Annotated in this window: 12 protein-coding genes and 1 pseudogene; 9 read left to right on the top strand and 4 right to left on the bottom strand. The window is 67.8% G+C overall.

Features of this window, described 5'->3' with window-relative positions; genetic code table 11:
* Nucleotides 1–255 precede the first annotated feature (255 nt).
* Nucleotides 256–2,562, bottom strand: a complete 2,307-nt coding sequence (locus DMA15_RS00075; protein WP_240659615.1) for a DEAD/DEAH box helicase — start codon at nucleotides 2,560–2,562, stop codon at nucleotides 256–258.
* A 174-nt stretch (nucleotides 2,563–2,736) separates the two neighbouring features.
* Here DMA15_RS00075 and DMA15_RS00080 point away from each other — a divergent pair, with 174 nt between their 5' ends.
* From DMA15_RS00080 to DMA15_RS00110, 7 genes and pseudogenes are all read left to right on the top strand, one after another.
* Nucleotides 2,737–3,753: a TniQ family protein gene (locus DMA15_RS00080; protein WP_125510617.1), complete on the top strand. Its 1,017-nt coding sequence runs from the start codon at nucleotides 2,737–2,739 to the stop codon at nucleotides 3,751–3,753.
* Nucleotides 3,754–4,157: 404 nt separating this feature from the next.
* Nucleotides 4,158–4,871: a TnsA-like heteromeric transposase endonuclease subunit gene (locus DMA15_RS00085; RefSeq protein WP_125510618.1), complete on the top strand. Its 714-nt coding sequence runs from the start codon at nucleotides 4,158–4,160 to the stop codon at nucleotides 4,869–4,871.
* Nucleotides 4,868–7,012 (top strand): DDE-type integrase/transposase/recombinase, encoded by a 2,145-nt coding sequence (locus tag DMA15_RS00090; protein WP_125510619.1) that lies wholly within the window; start codon nucleotides 4,868–4,870, stop codon nucleotides 7,010–7,012. The genes DMA15_RS00085 and DMA15_RS00090 overlap by 4 nt, the downstream gene beginning before the upstream one ends.
* A gap of 70 nt (nucleotides 7,013–7,082) precedes the next feature.
* Complete coding sequence (locus DMA15_RS00095; protein WP_164551650.1) at nucleotides 7,083–8,210, top strand: ATP-binding protein; 1,128 nt, start codon at nucleotides 7,083–7,085, stop codon at nucleotides 8,208–8,210.
* A gap of 524 nt (nucleotides 8,211–8,734) precedes the next feature.
* Nucleotides 8,735–9,610, top strand: a complete 876-nt coding sequence (locus DMA15_RS00100) for a DUF6192 family protein (protein WP_125517122.1) — start codon at nucleotides 8,735–8,737, stop codon at nucleotides 9,608–9,610.
* Between the two features lie 185 nt (nucleotides 9,611–9,795).
* Entirely contained in the window at nucleotides 9,796–10,026 is a 231-nt protein-coding gene (locus tag DMA15_RS37170) for a hypothetical protein (protein WP_240659616.1), read from the top strand.
* Between the two features lie 39 nt (nucleotides 10,027–10,065).
* Nucleotides 10,066–10,953: pseudogene (locus tag DMA15_RS00110) on the top strand (IS5 family transposase).
* 149 nt (nucleotides 10,954–11,102) lie between these two features.
* On the opposite strand, the gene DMA15_RS00115 reads toward DMA15_RS00110, so the two are convergent.
* Nucleotides 11,103–11,429, bottom strand: coding sequence for a hypothetical protein (locus DMA15_RS00115; RefSeq protein ID WP_125510622.1), 327 nt, complete (start codon nucleotides 11,427–11,429; stop codon nucleotides 11,103–11,105).
* Between the two features lie 515 nt (nucleotides 11,430–11,944).
* Nucleotides 11,945–12,187 carry a hypothetical protein gene (locus DMA15_RS00120; protein WP_125510623.1) on the bottom strand — a complete coding sequence of 81 codons (243 nt, stop codon included), beginning with the start codon at nucleotides 12,185–12,187 and terminating at the stop codon, nucleotides 11,945–11,947.
* Between the two features lie 609 nt (nucleotides 12,188–12,796).
* Between DMA15_RS00120 and DMA15_RS36460 the strand changes: the two genes are divergently transcribed.
* Nucleotides 12,797–12,973, top strand: coding sequence for a hypothetical protein (locus tag DMA15_RS36460; protein ID WP_164551651.1), 177 nt, complete (start codon nucleotides 12,797–12,799; stop codon nucleotides 12,971–12,973).
* A 216-nt stretch (nucleotides 12,974–13,189) separates the two neighbouring features.
* The gene (locus DMA15_RS00125; RefSeq protein WP_240659617.1) at nucleotides 13,190–15,427 is read left to right on the top strand and encodes a hypothetical protein; all 2,238 of its coding nucleotides are present in this window, start codon (nucleotides 13,190–13,192) and stop codon (nucleotides 15,425–15,427) included.
* 82 nt (nucleotides 15,428–15,509) lie between these two features.
* On the opposite strand, the gene DMA15_RS00130 is transcribed toward DMA15_RS00125, so the two are convergent.
* Nucleotides 15,510–16,601, bottom strand: coding sequence for a hypothetical protein (locus tag DMA15_RS00130; protein WP_125510624.1), 1,092 nt, complete (start codon nucleotides 16,599–16,601; stop codon nucleotides 15,510–15,512).
* Nucleotides 16,602–16,960 lie beyond the last annotated feature (359 nt).

The raw sequence follows: 16,960 nt of genomic DNA on the forward strand, positions 1-16,960 counted from the left end.
CACATGAAACGCGCACTGGGCACGCGGAGGTGAGCGGATGTCAGCAGCCCTGCGGCTGTGTAGGTCCTGGGGGTGCCGACTGGGCTATCAACCGGCCGTTGAACCTAGGGAACGACGTGTGCCGCAGGTGTGCGCCAGAGAGTGTCGGACGACGGCGGGATGGACGAACACAGCGCGGTGGGGCGCTGGTGCAGATCGTTGACCGTTGGCCGTGCGGCGGGGCAGGGCTGGTGGAGGGTGCGAACGTCGGATCGGTCAGGTCCACCGCATGTCAAGGGCTTCCAGAGCCTCGAGTTGTTCGCGGGTGAGTCGGGCGGGCTCGCGGCGCCGTTCTCTGATCCAGCGGCCCAGATCGAGGGGCTGACCGTCGACGGTGCACGGGTAGCTGCGGGGGACGTTGAGGTGCTGATGAGAGCGCCAGAAGATGCGGGCGGCGCGCAGGCCGCGGGCGAAGGCCCAGCCGGACGGGCCGTAGGGCCGGCGCAGGAGGAGGGCTAGGGGATGGTGGAGCGGTAGAGCGCCGAGGAGATTGTGCTGCATGTCGGTAAGACTGCCGAGGCGGTCGATCTGGTCGTCGAGCCAGCGGGTGAGGGGGCTGTCGTCGTTGTCGGGGCTGAGGTCGGGAAAGGTGAGGTCGCCGCCCCGAGCGGCCTTGAGGGCCTTGGCGTAGGTGCGTTTCCACTCGTCTTTCCATCTGGCGGCCCACCAGGGGTAGATGTCGTTGAGGGCCCGGTGGTAGCAGTCCGGCAGAGCGCGTTGGCGGGCTTCTCGGCGCCAGTCGGCGACGTGGCGGCCCAGGGCGATGCCTGCGTGATGTTCGTTGGCGCGGGGCGCGAGGTGGCCGTGCTGGGCGGTGTAGTCGCGGGCGATGTCGAGTTTGTATTCGATGCTGCGGGGCGGGTGCTGCCAGGTCATGCTGAGTGCGGTCAGGCGTTTGATGCGGTCGGGCAGGAGCATGCGGTTGGCGCGCAGTGAGCGCTGCTTGCCGAGCCACCAGCCCAGGTAGAAGCGGTCGGAGGTCAGGTGCCTGCTGGCGACGTCGAGGTTGCCATGTTCGGTGTGGTAGCGCTGGGCCTGTTCGAAGCCCATCTCCCAGACCTGGTTGGGGGCATCGACGTGATCGAGGCCCAGCACGGCGAGGATCTCGTCGACGCGGATGGGGTGGGCTGCGAGTTCGGGCTCGGTGGGCTCGCCGTCCCCGGTGAGGTATTCGACGCGTTCGAAGACATGCTCGTCGTAGACGCTGAGTTCGATGAGGACTTGATAGATCAGGTGGAACCGGGTGCGCCGGGTGGCCTGCCCGATGTCCTCTCCCGGTTCGGTGTAGACGGGGATGATGATGGTGGAGATCTTGCCGTCGCCGGGGGTCTGGCGCAGGGTGCGGCCGACGGCCTGGACGATGTCGATCGTGCTGGTCTTGGGGTGGGCGAACAGCAGGGAGTCGATGGCGGGGATGTCGATGCCTTCGGCGCAGCAGCGGCAGTTGGTCAGCACGGCCCGGCGCGGGCGGGTGTCGGCAGGGTGGGTGGAGAGCGGGGCGGTGCGGAAGGCTTCGTAGTTCTGGTAGCGGACAAAGGAGTTCTGTTTGGAGTTGACGGTGTTGACCTGGAGCCGCGACACGTCGTAGCCGGGCATGCGGGCGGCGGTCTGCGGCAGTGTTTCGGCGCATGCTTCGGCGGCCGCGATGCAAGGGTGGAAGGTGAGGGTGCGTCTGAGGTCGTAGCGCTTTTGGGCCACCAGAAGAGCGATCTGGGCGGCGGCGGCCCGCAGTCCTTCGCCGGTGTAGCTGGTGACAGTGCCGCGCAGGCTGCGGCGTAGGTCTTTGTTGGTGATCGTGATGACGGCGATGCGGTAGTCGGCGAGCAGGCCTTCCTGGATGGCCTCGGCCATGGAGAGGCGGTAGACGACGGGGCCGTACAGGCTCTGGTCGTCCATGGAGGCGATTTCGATGTCGGGCCCGCCGTAGGGGCCCTTTCTGTGGTTGAACTTGCGGAACGTGGCGGTCATATAGAGGCGGTGGCGGGCGGGCAGCGCGTCGTTGTCGTGGACGGTGCCCCAGGCTTTGTCGAGGCGGCCTGCGGTGTGGTGGGCCTCGTCGGCGACGACGACGTCCCAGTCCGGCAGGTGGTAATCGGCGTGCCCCCGGACGATTTTGAACAGCGACTGGTAGGTGCAGAACACGTTGAGAGGGCCGTCGGTGTCTGCGGCGGCCTCGGCGAGGCTCTCGGGTGTGTTCACCACCGTCAGCGTCTTGGCCAGGGAACGACTGAGGGCCTCGTCGGGCGAGCAGACGCCCAGGTAGCGGCCGGGGCGCCCCTCCCTGTGCCAGGTTTGTGCGGTCTGTTCCAACAGCGCCTGCGAGGGGACCAGGACGAGAGCCCGTCCCTGGGGCGCGGTCTCCTGTACGGCGTGCAGAGCTACATGGGTCTTGCCGGTTCCGGTGGCCATGGTGCTGGTGACGCGGGTGGCGCCTTCGGCGAAGCTGGTGACGATGGCGTCCACGGCCATGTCCTGGTGACCGTATAGCGGTGTCTTGAGGCCGTTGAGGGTCAGGGTTGCCACGCGGTGTCCTCCCCTGGGTGTCATGGCAGTCCTCGCCCCGAGGGTGAGGAGGTTTCCGGCGCGCCGGAGACCGGGTCGGAGCAGGTTCACTCGAAGGTGTGGCCGGGTCTTGACGGCCTGTGCGAAGCAGCACGAATGTCCTGGTGAGGCGTGCTGTGGCGGGGAGGAAGTCCCATGGACTTGGCGGGGTTGCTGGGACCGAGCCGTCCGCTGCCGGTGCAGGTGCGGCCGGTGGGCGGGGAGTCGACCGGATCGTTCGTGCGGCGGCTGGGGCGGGCCAACGGTCTGAACCTGGCGTCGTTCCTCGACCGTGTCGGGCAGGGTGAAGCGTCCCAGGATCCGGAGCAGGTGGAGAAGTACCCGCAGTACACCGAGATGAAGGTGAACGCGGCGGGCCGGACCCACCTGTCGGTGCTCGCGGACTTGGACGTGGGGCTGCTTAAGTGGGCGTTGCCGTCACTGGCGGATGACCTGCTGCTGCCCGGTACAGGGCCGGCGATGTGGCAATGGCCGTGGGAAGCGGAGGGCGGGCATCTGGTGCCGTGGTGCGCCTCGTGCGGACACCGGCGGCAGGTCGGTGAGCGCGTGTGGCTGATGTCGGCGGACAGCTGGCAGGTGTGCGGCCGGCACCTGCGGTGGACGGACGACTCACGCAGCACCGATCCGGACACCGTGCCGCTGGCCTCACTTCCAGCGTGCGTGGCAGCGCACCGGGACAGGCTGCGCCTGGAGGGCAAGTTCAAGTCGGCCGGCGAGGAACTGTTCGCCGACGCCTGCCAGGTCATGTATCAGTGGTGGACGTATGCGCCCGACACGCTGGTGTGGGTGCAGCGCGCCTGGGCGGCGGGGCTGGAGGCCCGCTCGGCGCGTGCCGTGCCCCTGGTCGTCTTCCCCGAAGCAGTCAAGCTGGCCTGGCTGATGCTGCGATTCGAGCAGGCCGGAGGGCGCACCCTGCAGGACCGGGGCAGGTGGCTGGTTCGAGTCCAGCGTCAAGCAGACCTGTGGGACGTCGACTTCGCCGCGGGCAAGAACGCGCTGTTGCAGTGGCTGGAGCGCCACAGCCGCCCTGCCGCGACGGGTACGGGAGCCGCAACAGCAGGGCGGCGCCATCTCGTGCTGGCGGAGCGGCACAACCGGATCGCGGCCCGTGCGGGCTCTCTTCAGCAGCGCTCGTGCATGCCTGGCACATGAGCCTTCAAGGGCATGCCCGCGAAGAATCGTGAGGTCGAGAGCGTGGCCGACCTCAGCCTCTCCCCCGCCGCCGTACGCGCGGACGATGGCGCAGGCAGTATTCGATCGGAACAGACCCGGTGGCCGAGTTCAGCTGTCCCCGACTCGGCGCACGCTCCCAAATGGAACCGTCCCGTCCAGTTGACGGGTCGACTGCTGGAGACATGTGCGCTCCGCCGCGTCGCGGGGTGGACGGCGATTCTCCCTTGAGCCAGGATCACACAGAAATCCGCTCGGGGGGAGCCGCACCTTGTCGCTGATCTGTCAAGGGCATGCCCCTCGAACGGAGGAACTCTCGGCGCTTACCCGCCGTGTACTGTCGGCCAGCGGTGACCCTGAGCTGAGCGGTGAGCACGGAGGGCGCCATGCATGACGTACGGGTGTGCTACCTGGACGAGCGTGAGCAGTTGGTGTCGGCGGCACCCGCTGATCTGGTGGGGGTGGCGGTGGAGGAGCGGCGTCCGCCGAGCGAGCCGGTGGCCTTTCACGGTCGTCCCGGGAAACTGTCCGACTGCTGGTGCGCCACGATCAATGGGCATGTGGTGTGCGGTTCGCTGCGGCGCCGTCGGGTGGCACTGGAGCTGGACTTCGATCCGGAGATCACCTGGATCGGCGGAGAACCGGTGGAACTGCACTGGCAGGGTGCGGGAGGCAAGCGGCGCTGGCGTCCGGATTTCGTGACGCGCACGGTCACCGGGGCGCGTCAAGTCGTGCTGGTGGAGCCCGAGAAAGGCGGTCCGCAGTGGCGGGAGGGTCTGGAGGTCGCACACCAGGTCGCGATGGCGGCCGGCTGGCAGATGTCGGTGCGGCGGGTGCCGGAGGGTATGCGCCTGGCCAATCTGGAGTGGGCGGCCGACTACCGCCAGGCGGTGCCGGTGGCGGCCGCGGAGCGGGAGGCGGTCGAGGAGGCCTTTCGCCGCGAACGCCCCATCGGCGAGGGGGCGCGGGCCAGTGGCGTGCGGTACGCCTTGGCGCTTGATCTCGTGTACCGGCTGGTGTGGCAGCGCCGTCTGGGCATCCGCTGGGACCGGCCCCTGATGCCCCGCGCGACGGCGTGGCTTGCCGATGGGGCGGCATGAGCGGGACGGGCGCGTTCACGCCGGGGCAGGTGCGTCTGGGTGACCGGGTGCCGTGGCTGGGCCGGGCCCACCAGGTGGTGGCGTTCCAGGGGTCGAACGTGGTGCTCCTGTCCGAGGAGACGTCCACGCCGGTGGAGGTGCTGTACACGGCCATGGTCTCCGCGCCGGGCTTCGCCGTGCTGAATGGTGACGGCTCCCCCGTGGCGTCGGCCCCGATGCCTGCCGTGGATGCTCCGACGTCCAAGGCCCAGCGCAAGGAGGCCAGGCGGTGGCATCGGCACATGAAGGAGCTCGACACCGGCCTGCTGCCGGGCAGCAGTCAGGCCCGACCCGGATACGAGCCGGGAGAAACGACGCTGGCTGAGCGTTATGCCTGCAAGTCACGGGAGTTGGCGGCCGCAGGCATGGAGATCAGTGCAAAGACGCTGGAGTCGATGCGGCTGAAGTGGAAACGGGCGGGCGAGAATCCGCTGGTTCTGATTGAGCGGCGCCCCCGGGAGAGCGGGCATCGCACCGATCCGCGGGTCATCGAGATCATGCGGGAGGTGGTGATGTCCCACAGCCGCGGCTCAGGGGTGGACATCCAGACCGTATGGGAAGAGGTGCTGGATGTCGTCCAGGACCGCTTCAAGTCGGAGCTGGAGGATCCGCAGGAGGCCCAGCGGCTGCTGCTGAAGCGGGCCACGTTCTACCGGCGGATGGAGGACACCGGGCTCGCCGAGTACCTGGCCGCCCCCACACGCCGGCGTGCGCAGCGGGCGAGCAAGCCGCTTCCTCCCTACCGGCCCTCTCATGCGCGGCGGCCTGGCGAGGTGGTGCAGATCGACACCTCACCGCTGAAGGTGAAGGCGCTCGGGGACGACGCCCAGGTCATCTCGGCCGAGTTGACCTCGGCGATCGATGTGGCGTCGCGTTCCAACTGCGCGGTGATGGTTGTCCCGGTGGTCACCGGGGAGGGTTCGCCGGGCAAGCGGATCGGCGGACGGGCGACCAGGGCATACGACCTGGTGCTGCTGCTGGCTCAGTGTTTTGCCCCGCTTGCCTGGCGTCCGCACTGGGATCCGCTGGCGCTGGCCGCGAACTCGGCGCTGCCGTACGAGGATTTACGGGATGCGGATGAGCGGTTCGCGCGCGCGGTTGCGGCGCGGCCGGTAATTCATCCCCGTACGGTGATCATCGATCAGGGCAGCCCCTACTTGAGTGATCATTTCAAGTACGTGTGCGACATGCTCGACATCACCATCGTGTATGCGCGCAAGGACACTCCGACCGACAAGCCGATCAAGGAGCGGTTCTTCCGCACCCTGGGCAGCCGGTTCAGCCAGCACGTGGTCGGCTGGACCGGTAACGGTTTCGCCCACCGAGGGCTGGGGATCGACAAGGGCCCCCTGTATCCCATCAACACGCTGCAGGACCTGGCCGAGCAGTGGGTCGCCCTCGAATACCAGCAGACGCCGCACAAGGGGCTGCGCAGCCCGTTCACCCCGGGCCTGATTCTGTCGCCGAACGAGATGTATGCGCAGCTGATGCCCATGACGGGCTATCGGCCGCGGCCGATCACCGCAGCCGAGACACGCGAGCTGCTGATCCCGGCCTGGGTGAAGATCAGCGACAAGGGCATCGTGATCGAGAACCGCATCTATCAGAGTTCGGACCGGCGGATGCGGCTGCTGATCGAGCAGCGGTCCGGGATCAACGAGCACAACGACCGGTTCAAAGCCCGCTATAACCCCTACCACCCCGAAGTGGCCTACCTCTTCGACCACCTGTACACGCAGGAATGGCTCGAGGTGGAGTTCATCTACCGGGGTCTACTCGAGGACGACTGGACGCAGGACTTGTGGGAGCGGGCCACCGCGGAGGTCGTGGACAACGGCGGCCGCAAGGACGATCAGCTGGCGATCGCCAAAGCGATGCGGGCGCTGCGCCGTTCACTGCGCCAAGGCCCGGGCAAGGCGCACAAGAGCGCCCCCAGGATTCCTTTCCAGGGGCTGGAGGTGGCCGCAGAGCCCGAGCCGGTGGTGGACCCGTATGCGGGGGTGTCCATCGACGTCGAGACGGTCACCGCCTATCCGTCCCTGCCCATCGCCGGCCGGGACATCGACCGGCCGGCGGCACCGGACGACGCAGACGCTCCGTGACGGACAACCGCCCACCGCCGGCGCCCATGGGGGGCGCCGTGGCCCCCATCCCGTCCCTGAGGAGGACATCGTGGCAACCTCCGCCGCTGCACGCACCGCCGCACGCGCCGAGCGGGAACAACAGATCCTGGACCATGCACGGGCCGCTCCGATGGCGCCGCGCTGGATCTTTACCCTGCAGGGCTGGAACACCTACGTACGCGAGATGATCAAGCGTCCTGAGCTCGCGGACTCGGCCCCGCTCGGCACCCCGGTCACCTCCGACGACCCCCGCCTGCGCTACCACGGGCACCTGCTGCTGGTCCCCAATCCCCCATTCGATGCGGCGCTGTTGAAGACGCACCGGCTGCTGCTGGCCAACCGCAACCGGCGCGAGGGATTGATGGACCGGGTGATCGACGGGCCGCCCGGAACCGGCAAGACCTTCCTGCTGCGGGCCATCGGCCGGGAGTTCCAGACCAAAATCGAGGAAGTGCACGACGACCGGATCCCCGTCGTGCACATCATGGCCCCGCAGGATGCGGACAACATCGTGAACTGGGTATGGGCGATCGCCGAGTTCCTCGGCCTGGCCCCGGCGCCGCTGACCGAGGAGGAGATCCGTCAGCCCCGGCGCACCCCCGACCTCTCCCAGTCCGTGTGGCACGTCCTGGAGCAGCGCTGGACCCAACTGCTCCTCGTGGACGGCATGCAGCGGGTACACCCGGACCAACTCGTCCCGGTGCTGCACCACTTCGACTTCCTGCGCGAGCAGCTGGGGATCACGACCGTCTTCTGCGGCACCGGTGCCCGCGAGATCGTGCGGGCGGCCCGCGTGAAAGCGGACGGCCTCAGCGAGGCACACGAAGGCCTGAGTCAGCGGGCACCGGTCATCACCGGCAAAGACGGCAAGCAGCACCGGGTACTCCCCCAGGCCGATCCCAGCCGGCTGCCGGTGACCTGGCTCGACCCCATTCCGCTGTACGACGGCGACCAGGAGACCTGGCCCAGCGTCGTGCGCGGCTTCGAAGAGGCCCTGTGCCTGCACCAGCTCTCGCCGCATGCTCTGGTCGGCGAGGCCAAGTACCTGCACCGCCGCACCGGCGGCTACCTCAGACTGCTGTCCCAGCTGATCTGCCAGGCGGCCATCACAGCCATCGAAGAAGGCATCGAGGACATCACCAAGGAACTGCTGGAAGACATCGACATCGGCGGCTGATCACCAAGTACAGAGGAGCGCCCGGATTCTTCCGCCCTCAACTCGCCAAGCCTGCGTGCCGTACGTGGGCGCAGCTGGGCGGGCCGCCCGTTGTAGCCGTCGTGTGGACTGCAGGCGGCCGGGACGCCACTCGCGCAACGATGATGGGCCCGCTTTCCCTGCCGGCGGCCTCCGCCGAGGCTGCCGTGCACGGTCACGGCCGCCGTCCCGCCTGCGGGCAGGCCGTCTGGTGGCGGCAGTCGAGCCCGGGCTCGGTTCGATGTCAGTGGCCACCGTTAGTGCCTGTGTCTGAACCTCGACGTTTGATCTGTTTATGGACTTCTGGGCTGTTTCTTCCATCCAACGGTCGAGCAGGGACAGATTCGGAGGGTTGGCGGGGGTGTTCGGTTACGGAAGGGTCGTGCTGAGGCTGGCTCTGGTGGTCATGGGCGGGTGCGCGGAGCGTGTCGGTAGGGGCTGGAGCCTTTCTTCGTCGGCGTCGTCGGCGGCGCTTCGGCCTGGGGTGGTGGAGTGCCGTGAGCGAGATGGTCGGCAGTGTGACCCGCAGCCGGTACGAGGGGCTGGTGGCAGCGTCGCTGGAGCTGGTGGAGCTGAGTACGCGCTGCCAGTTCGATCTGGGTGACATCGCGTTGGAGATCGAGCCCATGAGGGCCCGGGGCGGATCCAGCCCGGACGGGGGCGGGGAACTGTTCACGGTGAAGCAGTCGCTGACGATGTTCGCCGAGGACGTGGGCCTTGCGTACTCGACGGTCTGCGGGCACCGGTGGGTGGCCGGTCAGTGGCCGGTCGAGCACCGGAGCAAGGACGCCTCCCACGAAGTCCACAGGATTCTCGCCTCGGGCCCTAATCCGTTCGAGAGGATCAAGCACCCGCCTGTCAACCCGCGTAGCGGGAAGGCCCGTTGGTGTGCGGACACCGCGAAGCGGTCGGTGGGCTGGAAGGCGGACACGCCGGTGAACGTGCAGGAGAAGGTCGAGGCGATTCACGACCTCGCGGCGGACGAGGTGGTCGCGGCGCAGGTGGCGACCGACTTGTTGCGCCGCCCGGATGTGGCGTTCAAGGCGATGCGTGACAACACGGCCCGTCATCTGGTGAACCAGGCCCAGTTCGAGCAGACCCGTGAGGCCGAGGACTTCGTCCGGGAGCAGGTCCCGCTGGTCGGCCAGCTCCAGCGGACGGCGGAGTTCATGGACCTGGTCGGTGCCTGCCATCTCTTCGTGGCCGGCGCGGGGCGGCTGGTTCCGGCGATGCGCGGGCACCACTTCAGTGAGCAGGAGCGCGGCGTCGTGGAGAAGAACCTTCAGAAGGTCCGCGCGATGTGTGACTGGATCGAGACCGCGGTGGCCACCGGCAATGTTGACGCCGATGATGCCCTCGCACAGCTTCTGCGGGGCGAGTAGTCGTGCGGCGGGCAGCTCTGCCCGCCCACAACCACGGCGAGGCAGTACGCAAATCGTTGCAGGAGGCCCGCCCTGCCGGGCTCAAGCTCAAACAGCTGTCGTCCGCGACCAGGCGCACGCCTTCCCAGGTCTGGACGGGAATCACGTTCCTGCGGAAAGTCGCACTGAAAGAGGGGCTGCCGCCTGTGACCTACAACCGCAAGGACGGCTTCCAGCTCTCGGAGGATCCCGCGGTCTGGATCGCCTACGAGAAAGCGATCTTCGAGACCGAGCTGCACCGGATCACCAACTTCATCGCCGGAATTGTTGCCCCGCACTCTGCCCGGATGCCCCAGGACGAGTGGGCACGTCTGGTCATGGACCAGCTCTCCGGGGTGCGGGCCACCCTGGAAGTCCTCTCCCGGATGGAACGCTGACCAGCGGTGACGACGCGGCAGCGGCGCTATCCCACCGACATGACGGACAGGGAGTGGGAGCTGGTCGAGCCGCTGCTGCCCACACCGGCCTGCGAGCTGCCCTCGGGCGGCCATCCGGAAGCCCATCCGCGGCGCGAGATCGTGGACGCGATCCGCTATCTGGTCGATAACGGGACGAAATGGAGAGCCATTCCGGCGGATTTCCCGCCCTGAAGGACCGTGTTCGGGTTCTTCCAGCGCTGGGCGGAGGCCGGGGTGGTCACCGAGATCCGTGACCAGCTCCGTCAGCGGGTGCGCACCCGTTCCGGCCGGAACCCGAACACGGTCACGGTGATCCTGGACTCGCAGTCCGTCAAAGCCGCCGAGACCGTCGGGAAAGCCTCGCGCGGTTACGACGCGGGCAAGAAAATCAATGGCCGCAAGCGGCACCTCGCGGTGGATACACGCGGCCTGCTGGTGCGGGTGATGGTCACCCCGGCCGACCAGCCCGACCGTTTCGCGGGCCGTGACCTGCTCTTCCGGCTCCGCCTGACCCACCCCGAACTCACCCTGGCCTGGGCAGATTCCGCCTACGGCGGCACACTGACCACCTGGTCCAGGGACTTCCTCGACCTCACCCTGAAGACCGTCTCACGGCCCAGGGATGCCAAGGGATTCGTGGTCGTCAAACGCAGGTGGGTGGTCGAGCGCACGAATGCCTGGGTCATGAGGGCCAGAAGGAACGTGCGGGACTACGAGAGGCTTCCTCAACACTCCGAAGCCCACATTTCCTGGACCATGATCACTCTCATGACGCGCCGGCTCACCCGCAAGACACCGCTGGTCGACAAACCCCGCCCGCCCCGCGAGACCGAAGTGCCTCAGCCCAGAGTGCGGCTGCGGGCCTCCAGACCCCACGGAATCCGGCTCGCCCCGGCCACCGTCTGAGCAACGCTCCGGCCTGCCGCATACCTCAGAGGATCCCGCCCGCCCCTCACCCTGAGTCAGGGGACTGTCCTGTCGCCCCCGCACGCAGACACTCAGGCCGCCGCCTCCTGAGAGGCGGCGGCCTGAATGCGGTACTGCAACGAGGTCGATCAGTTGAGAACGAGGATGCTGGTGCCGATCGGCAGCGGGGCCGGGTAGTCCACCTTGACCTTGATCCGCACCCCTCCGTCGAACGGGGCCACCTGAGCGACGATGAAGTCGGCGCCGGCCTGGGGGTGCGGCTTGCCCTGGTACACCTGGAACGCCGCGACCAGGACCCGGGACGTGGAGCGGATCTGGTCGCTGTTGAAGGTGAGGAAGACATCGCCCTTGCCGTCGGGCCAGTCGAGCTTCTGCACGCTGAAGAGCCCGGGCAGAAGCGTTGTCGATCCGGAAGTGGCTGAGGTGCTTGTACCGGGAGCAGCGCTCGTGGTCATGGTGCCTCCTCGCTCGGCCGGTGGCGGCGAGTACTCACCGCCGATCCACGGCACAACCTACGAGGACGGCAGTCCGGCGTAGCCAAGAACAGCACAGTCTGTCCGGAACATGCTTCTCCAGACGAATTCGGCGCTCTTGACGGGGCTTTGCACCCTCCCGCCAGGACTGCGGCCCGTCGGCACCGGTCCGGTCTTCACCCGCTGGATCACCCCCAGGCGGCCTCGTCGTTTGCGGTCGTCGGGGCGCCGACACCCGGAGGATCTGATCACCCCAGACTTGTTCCGCACCCGCTCTGCCGACGAACAGCGCCCAGACCCGACTTCCGACTCTCACTCCTGCCGCACCCGTCCCACCGCTTCGCCTTCTGGCTATGAACGTCAGTTGGGGAGTCGTTTCGCGATGAGTGCGGATGTCGCGTTCTGACCGACATTGCGATGACGGTTTGTTTTGACGTCAGGCGGGGGGCTTGCGGTGGGACTGTGGGGTGTGCTTCTGCCGCAGACGCGTCCGGACCTCAGCCGCCGCCTTCACCTGACGAGCCAAGGATGTCGCCGAGTGACTGGCCGGCGTCCTTAACATCTTGGGTGACCGTGATCTTGTGTCCTACTGGCGTTGTGTCAATCGCCTTCACCAGCCCGAAGACGGACCCCTGCTTGTCCGGGGGAAGAAGCTTCGCCAAGGGGTCACCGGCGGAGGGGTCTAGCGGTCCATCAGTTGCGCTCTTGCCCTTGATTCCGGCGAACGGGTTCTGCGCCATCACTGCACTCCTGCCTGTAGGAACGACTGCGGCCGGTGCCGCATCGACACCTACCAGGCGAACAGCACGCCGCCGCATACGCACCTGAGGGAGGGCTGATTGGGTCTGCCCTCGGTAATCCGATCGGCTTCGTGCCCGGTAGGGCCGATACGGCGGAGAGGGACCTCACGATCTCGCCCGCAGCCTGCGCGTGAACGCTCTTGGCCCCACCGCCCTCTGCCACACGTGCGGCGGCACCGGCGGCATGCGTACCCGGAGGCGGTCGAGACCGCGCACGCCGACTTCGCCGCCCGCCAGCAGTGCGACCGCAGCCCCAAGTAGTTACTCAGCGCTACACGCCACCTGGCGGTGGCTATACAAGAACAGAGCCGACTATGGAGGCAACCAGAGCTGACAGGGCGTCGCGTCAGCCTCCGCAGGCGCGGTGAGAACCCGTCCTTGAACGTCGTTGGTGGGTCGACTGTGGAGGGTGTGGCCGGGTGTGAGTAGCTGACGTACGGGCGCATGGCCGGTCACCTTCTGGGCTAATCCAGATGCCGAGCCCGGGCAGGAGTGGGGCATCTGCATCAGCCTGGTGGTATCTGCTCACCCGCGCACGAAGGAGCACCCATGGGCATTGAGGACGAACTGGGCAAGGCAGCCGACCAGGCAAAGAAGGTTGTCACCGGCTCTGATGAGGACAAGCAGAAGCAGCAGCAGTTCGAGACCGCGGACACCAGCGGCAGCGAGACCGACTCGGACGGGGGAGTTGTCAGCGACGACGAAGGCCGGGCCGGCGGCATCTGAGAACTCGTCCCGGAACCTGCTTCGAGGGTTCCCAGACGGGTTCTGAGTGACATCAAAACTCATCGCGATTGATCATGCAGACACGCGCTTAGCGACTCCCCAACACACTTCGAAACGACTCCCGCTCAGACCTTCACAACCAGCCTTCGCTCATCCAACTCAACGAGTGGCCACGGCGGGGAGACAGTTCAGACACAGGCACTTAGGGTCAATGCTGTGATCAGGGAGTACTACCCGCGGGCGTGGCAGCATCTGGACAATGCGCGGCGGGCCAAGGTGGCGATGGCGCGGTTGTGGAACACGCTGCTCGAGGGCGGACTGGTCGAGGAGGGCGTGGTCACGCATCCGGACGGGTCGGGGGTCATCACGGCCTGGCTGGCTTGGCCGCCGGGTGGGCAGGCGGAGCTGACCGAGCTGTTCGGCGGGTGTGTGCAGGAGCTGTGGGCGTGCCTGGATGCGCTGGTGACGGAGTCCGTTGAGGCGTTCAGTGCGCTGCAGCGGCTGCGCAGGCCTGAGTGTCCCCGGTTCTTTCCGGTCGCTGATTCTCTCGAGGGATTCCGGGAGTCGCTGGCCGAGTCGTGCATGGACGGCGCCCTGCGGTCGCACGTGGCGATGGTGGAGGACTGCCAGCCCTTTCAGGACAGCGATGGCGACGAGGTCATCGACCGGATCCGCCGGGGGCTGGCCCTTCTGCTGGCTTGGGAGGCGGCGCTGGATGCCGGGGCGGTGATGGGCGCGTGGGCGACCCCCGTCGAACCGCAGGTCCGTGCCGCAGCGCCCGCAGTGGTCGAGAGCGTTAAGGCGGCGGAGCCCGGCGCGCTAGGCGAACAGGAACATGTCCTGGCCCGCTACCGGCTGAGCTCCTACCAGAGCGGGTGTGCTGTGACCGCGCGGGCGGGCACGTATGTCGACCTGTGTTTCACGGAGGGGTTCGTCCCGGCAGACAACGAGGACACCTTCGTCCGGCGGCTGTCGCTGGTGATCGAGGCGGTCACCCGGTTCGCTATCTCGTTTGCGTGGCTGTCCAGCCAGGTGCCGGGCAGCCGGCACGTGCTGTCTGCCGGGCACTCCGCCCCCGGCGACACCTGGATCGCAGCCACACGCTCGTCGAGGCACTGGTCCGCCGAGCAGCTGGCCGCGCTGGCCTCCTCGGACATCGGCCTGGGACGAGTCGAGGACGCCGACACGCTCACGCTGATGGTGAGCACTCCGAGCGGTGTGTTCGAGCGGGTCATCCCGCACGCGACGCCCTTGCGCAGCCACGACCGGCGGGGCACGGCCGCGGAGATAGCCGTGCAGGATGCGGCGGCCACCTGGGGTCTGCCGGATTTCGTGATGGCCCCGAGTGTGGAACGCAAGGGGCGAGGCGTGCGGGAGATCAGCGACGGTCTGCTGGTGGTCGGCGACCAGGGGGTCGTCGTGCAGATCAAGGCGCGCGAGGGCGAGCCAGCCTCAGTAGAGCGGGAGACGTCCTGGGTCCTGAAGCAAATCACCGCGGCGGGCAAGCAGATCCAGGGCACCGCCCGCCGGCTGCGGGCAGAGAGCGTACACATGGTCAACGGACGGGGCCGCCGCGTCCGCGTCGACGGACCGGCCGTCGACTGGGTCGGCGTCGCCATCATCGAACACCCTGATCTGCCACAGGAGTTGGCTGTCGCGGAGCATCACGGACGCACGCCGGTGATCGCTCTGCTGCGACGCGACTGGGAGTTCTTGTTCAACCAGTTGCGCTCCACCCACGCCGTAGTCGGCTATCTGCACCGGGTCGGCACGTCGGCGCCCGTTCTGGGCGACGAGCCGGAGCGTTACTACGAGCTGGCCGCCGCGGACGCCGAGGCAGTACCGGCAGCGGCGGACCCGTCCTGGACTCGGCGCGGCGGACAGCCGCACAGCGTGCCGCTGCTGCCCGCCGCCCCGGCCGGCAGTGACGACGACGAAGCCCACACCATGGTCCGCATCCTGCTCGAGGACGTAGCCACCAGCCCACTGGACCCGGACGAGTGGGATACCCGGCAACGCGTCCTGGCCTGCCTCGACAGCCTGCCGGTCGGGTACCGCACAGATTTGGGCCGTTTTCTGCTGGACGCGCTGGCCGCGGTCGCCGAGCCTGCGACAGGCACCACGGTATGGCGGATGCGCACCTTCATCGCCGGGCCTGATCGGGATCAGCTTGGCTTCGCCGTCTGTTCCGCCCTGACCGACCACACCCGCGCCGCGTTCTCCGCCTGGCTTCAGCTGCGCCATCACGAACGCGGCGAGCATGCGGACCTCGCCCAGCTCACGTCGGTCGGTGTGCTGCTCACTCCCCGCGCCGACGGCTACCGGGAATGGGACACCACCATGAGTGCCCTCAGCGGCGCCCCGGAACTGAACGGTGAGGAACTACGCGCCTACCAGGATCTGTTCAATACGCCCAGCGGCCCGGCAGGCACCGCCTCGAAGCCATCGCCCTGAGAGGGCGGCAAGACGGACAGCGGTGCCGCCAGCGCTGCGGTCGCCTTCGGCCGTTCGGTGATCGGCCGGGCTGCCGCTGTGGTCAGTGGTGTTCGTGCAGCCGGGTGAGGAACTGCCGGATGAGGACGTCGACTTCGCGGTCGGCGCTGAATCCCTTGAGCTGGATGCGTTCGATGTGGGCGATTCCGCTGTTGCGCCAGGACCTGTCGAGGGCGGCGTCCGCGGCGAAGTGTTCGTGGTGATGGGGTTCGTCGACCTCGATGGCACCCACCCGGCCGGAAGCGGTGACGAGGAAGTCCGGGACCCAGGTGCTGCCGCTACCGACCCGGGCCCTCGGCAGCGGGAAGATGGCGATGGTGGAATCCTGCGGCAGCTGTGCCTGTGCCCGCTTCAACGCCTCGTAGACGAGCATTTGCTCCCGGGCGTCGAAGGCGAAACCGTCCCTGCTGAAGGTGGCGGCTGCCTCCTCGGCACGGGGCCGGGGGTACTGGCTGGGGGATGTTTTATTGATCAGCTTCTCTTGGAGGCTCTGCCTCCAGTCGTCACCGGTCTCGGGGAGGGCCGGAATGGCGCTGACGTTGTCGACCAGCAGGTCGTGACGTGCCGCCACGTGGACGAGCAGGGGCCGGATGGCGGCGAGGACCTCTGGGGTGAAGCGGGCAACGAGGTAGAGCGGCACGATGAGGGCGACGTCTTCGCCTTCCTCAGAACGGTCACTGGGGACATGCTCGATGTCTTCCACGTCCGCCAGCAAGGCGGCGGCCTGGCTGTTTCCGTCCTCGTACAGCAGGAACGCTGTCTGGGCCAGGACGAGATACAGAATGGCCGTCAGGGCCTCGTCCGGCTCCGCTGACGTGTCGGCGGCCGGAACGGTACCGGGCGCATCCACCTGCGTGGGACCTTCAGGGCTGGGCAGGTCGGAGGGAGAGGGGATCCTGCCTTGCACCAGCAGCTCTACGGCGGGCGGAGGACTGAGAAGCTCTGCGAGCACCTCCTCGAGCACGCGGCGACAATACGAGTTGATCAAGGTTTCGTATGCGCCCGGGCTGAACATGTTGAGCGTGAGCGTGCTGCCGTCGTAGAAGAGCACGCTCGCGTTCTGGCTCAGCAGGATCCAGGCGAACCGCATCCGCTCATCGATGGCTTGCAGAAGCTGCGGCCACAGCTCTTGCATGTCTGCCGTCCTGTCGGCCGTGGCGCCCTCCCCGTGTGCTGCCCCACCAGCAGCGTAGGAAGAGACGCTGACCGCCGGAGGCGGATCGCTGCTGCCGTTACCCGTACGCCTGAACTCCGTCCGCACGGGGGGCCTTGGCCTTGCCGATCGAGAACTCGCCGCATCCGCACAACCTCGACCGGAGGCCCGTGGGACCAACTCGTCCACCCCCGGTTAGAGATGCGGCTGTTCGCGCCGTACCCAGCGGCCGTCGCTCAATCGGCGTGCTGTTCTAGAGAATCCTGCGCCCGACCAGGGGCTGCGCGAGAGGATGCACTGGGTCGGCGAGCAGTACGCAGTGGGCCACCGGGGCGCGTGAT

Source organism: Streptomyces sp. WAC 01529, from assembly GCF_003945545.1.
GTDB classification, from domain to species: domain Bacteria; phylum Actinomycetota; class Actinomycetes; order Streptomycetales; family Streptomycetaceae; genus Streptomyces; species Streptomyces anatolicus.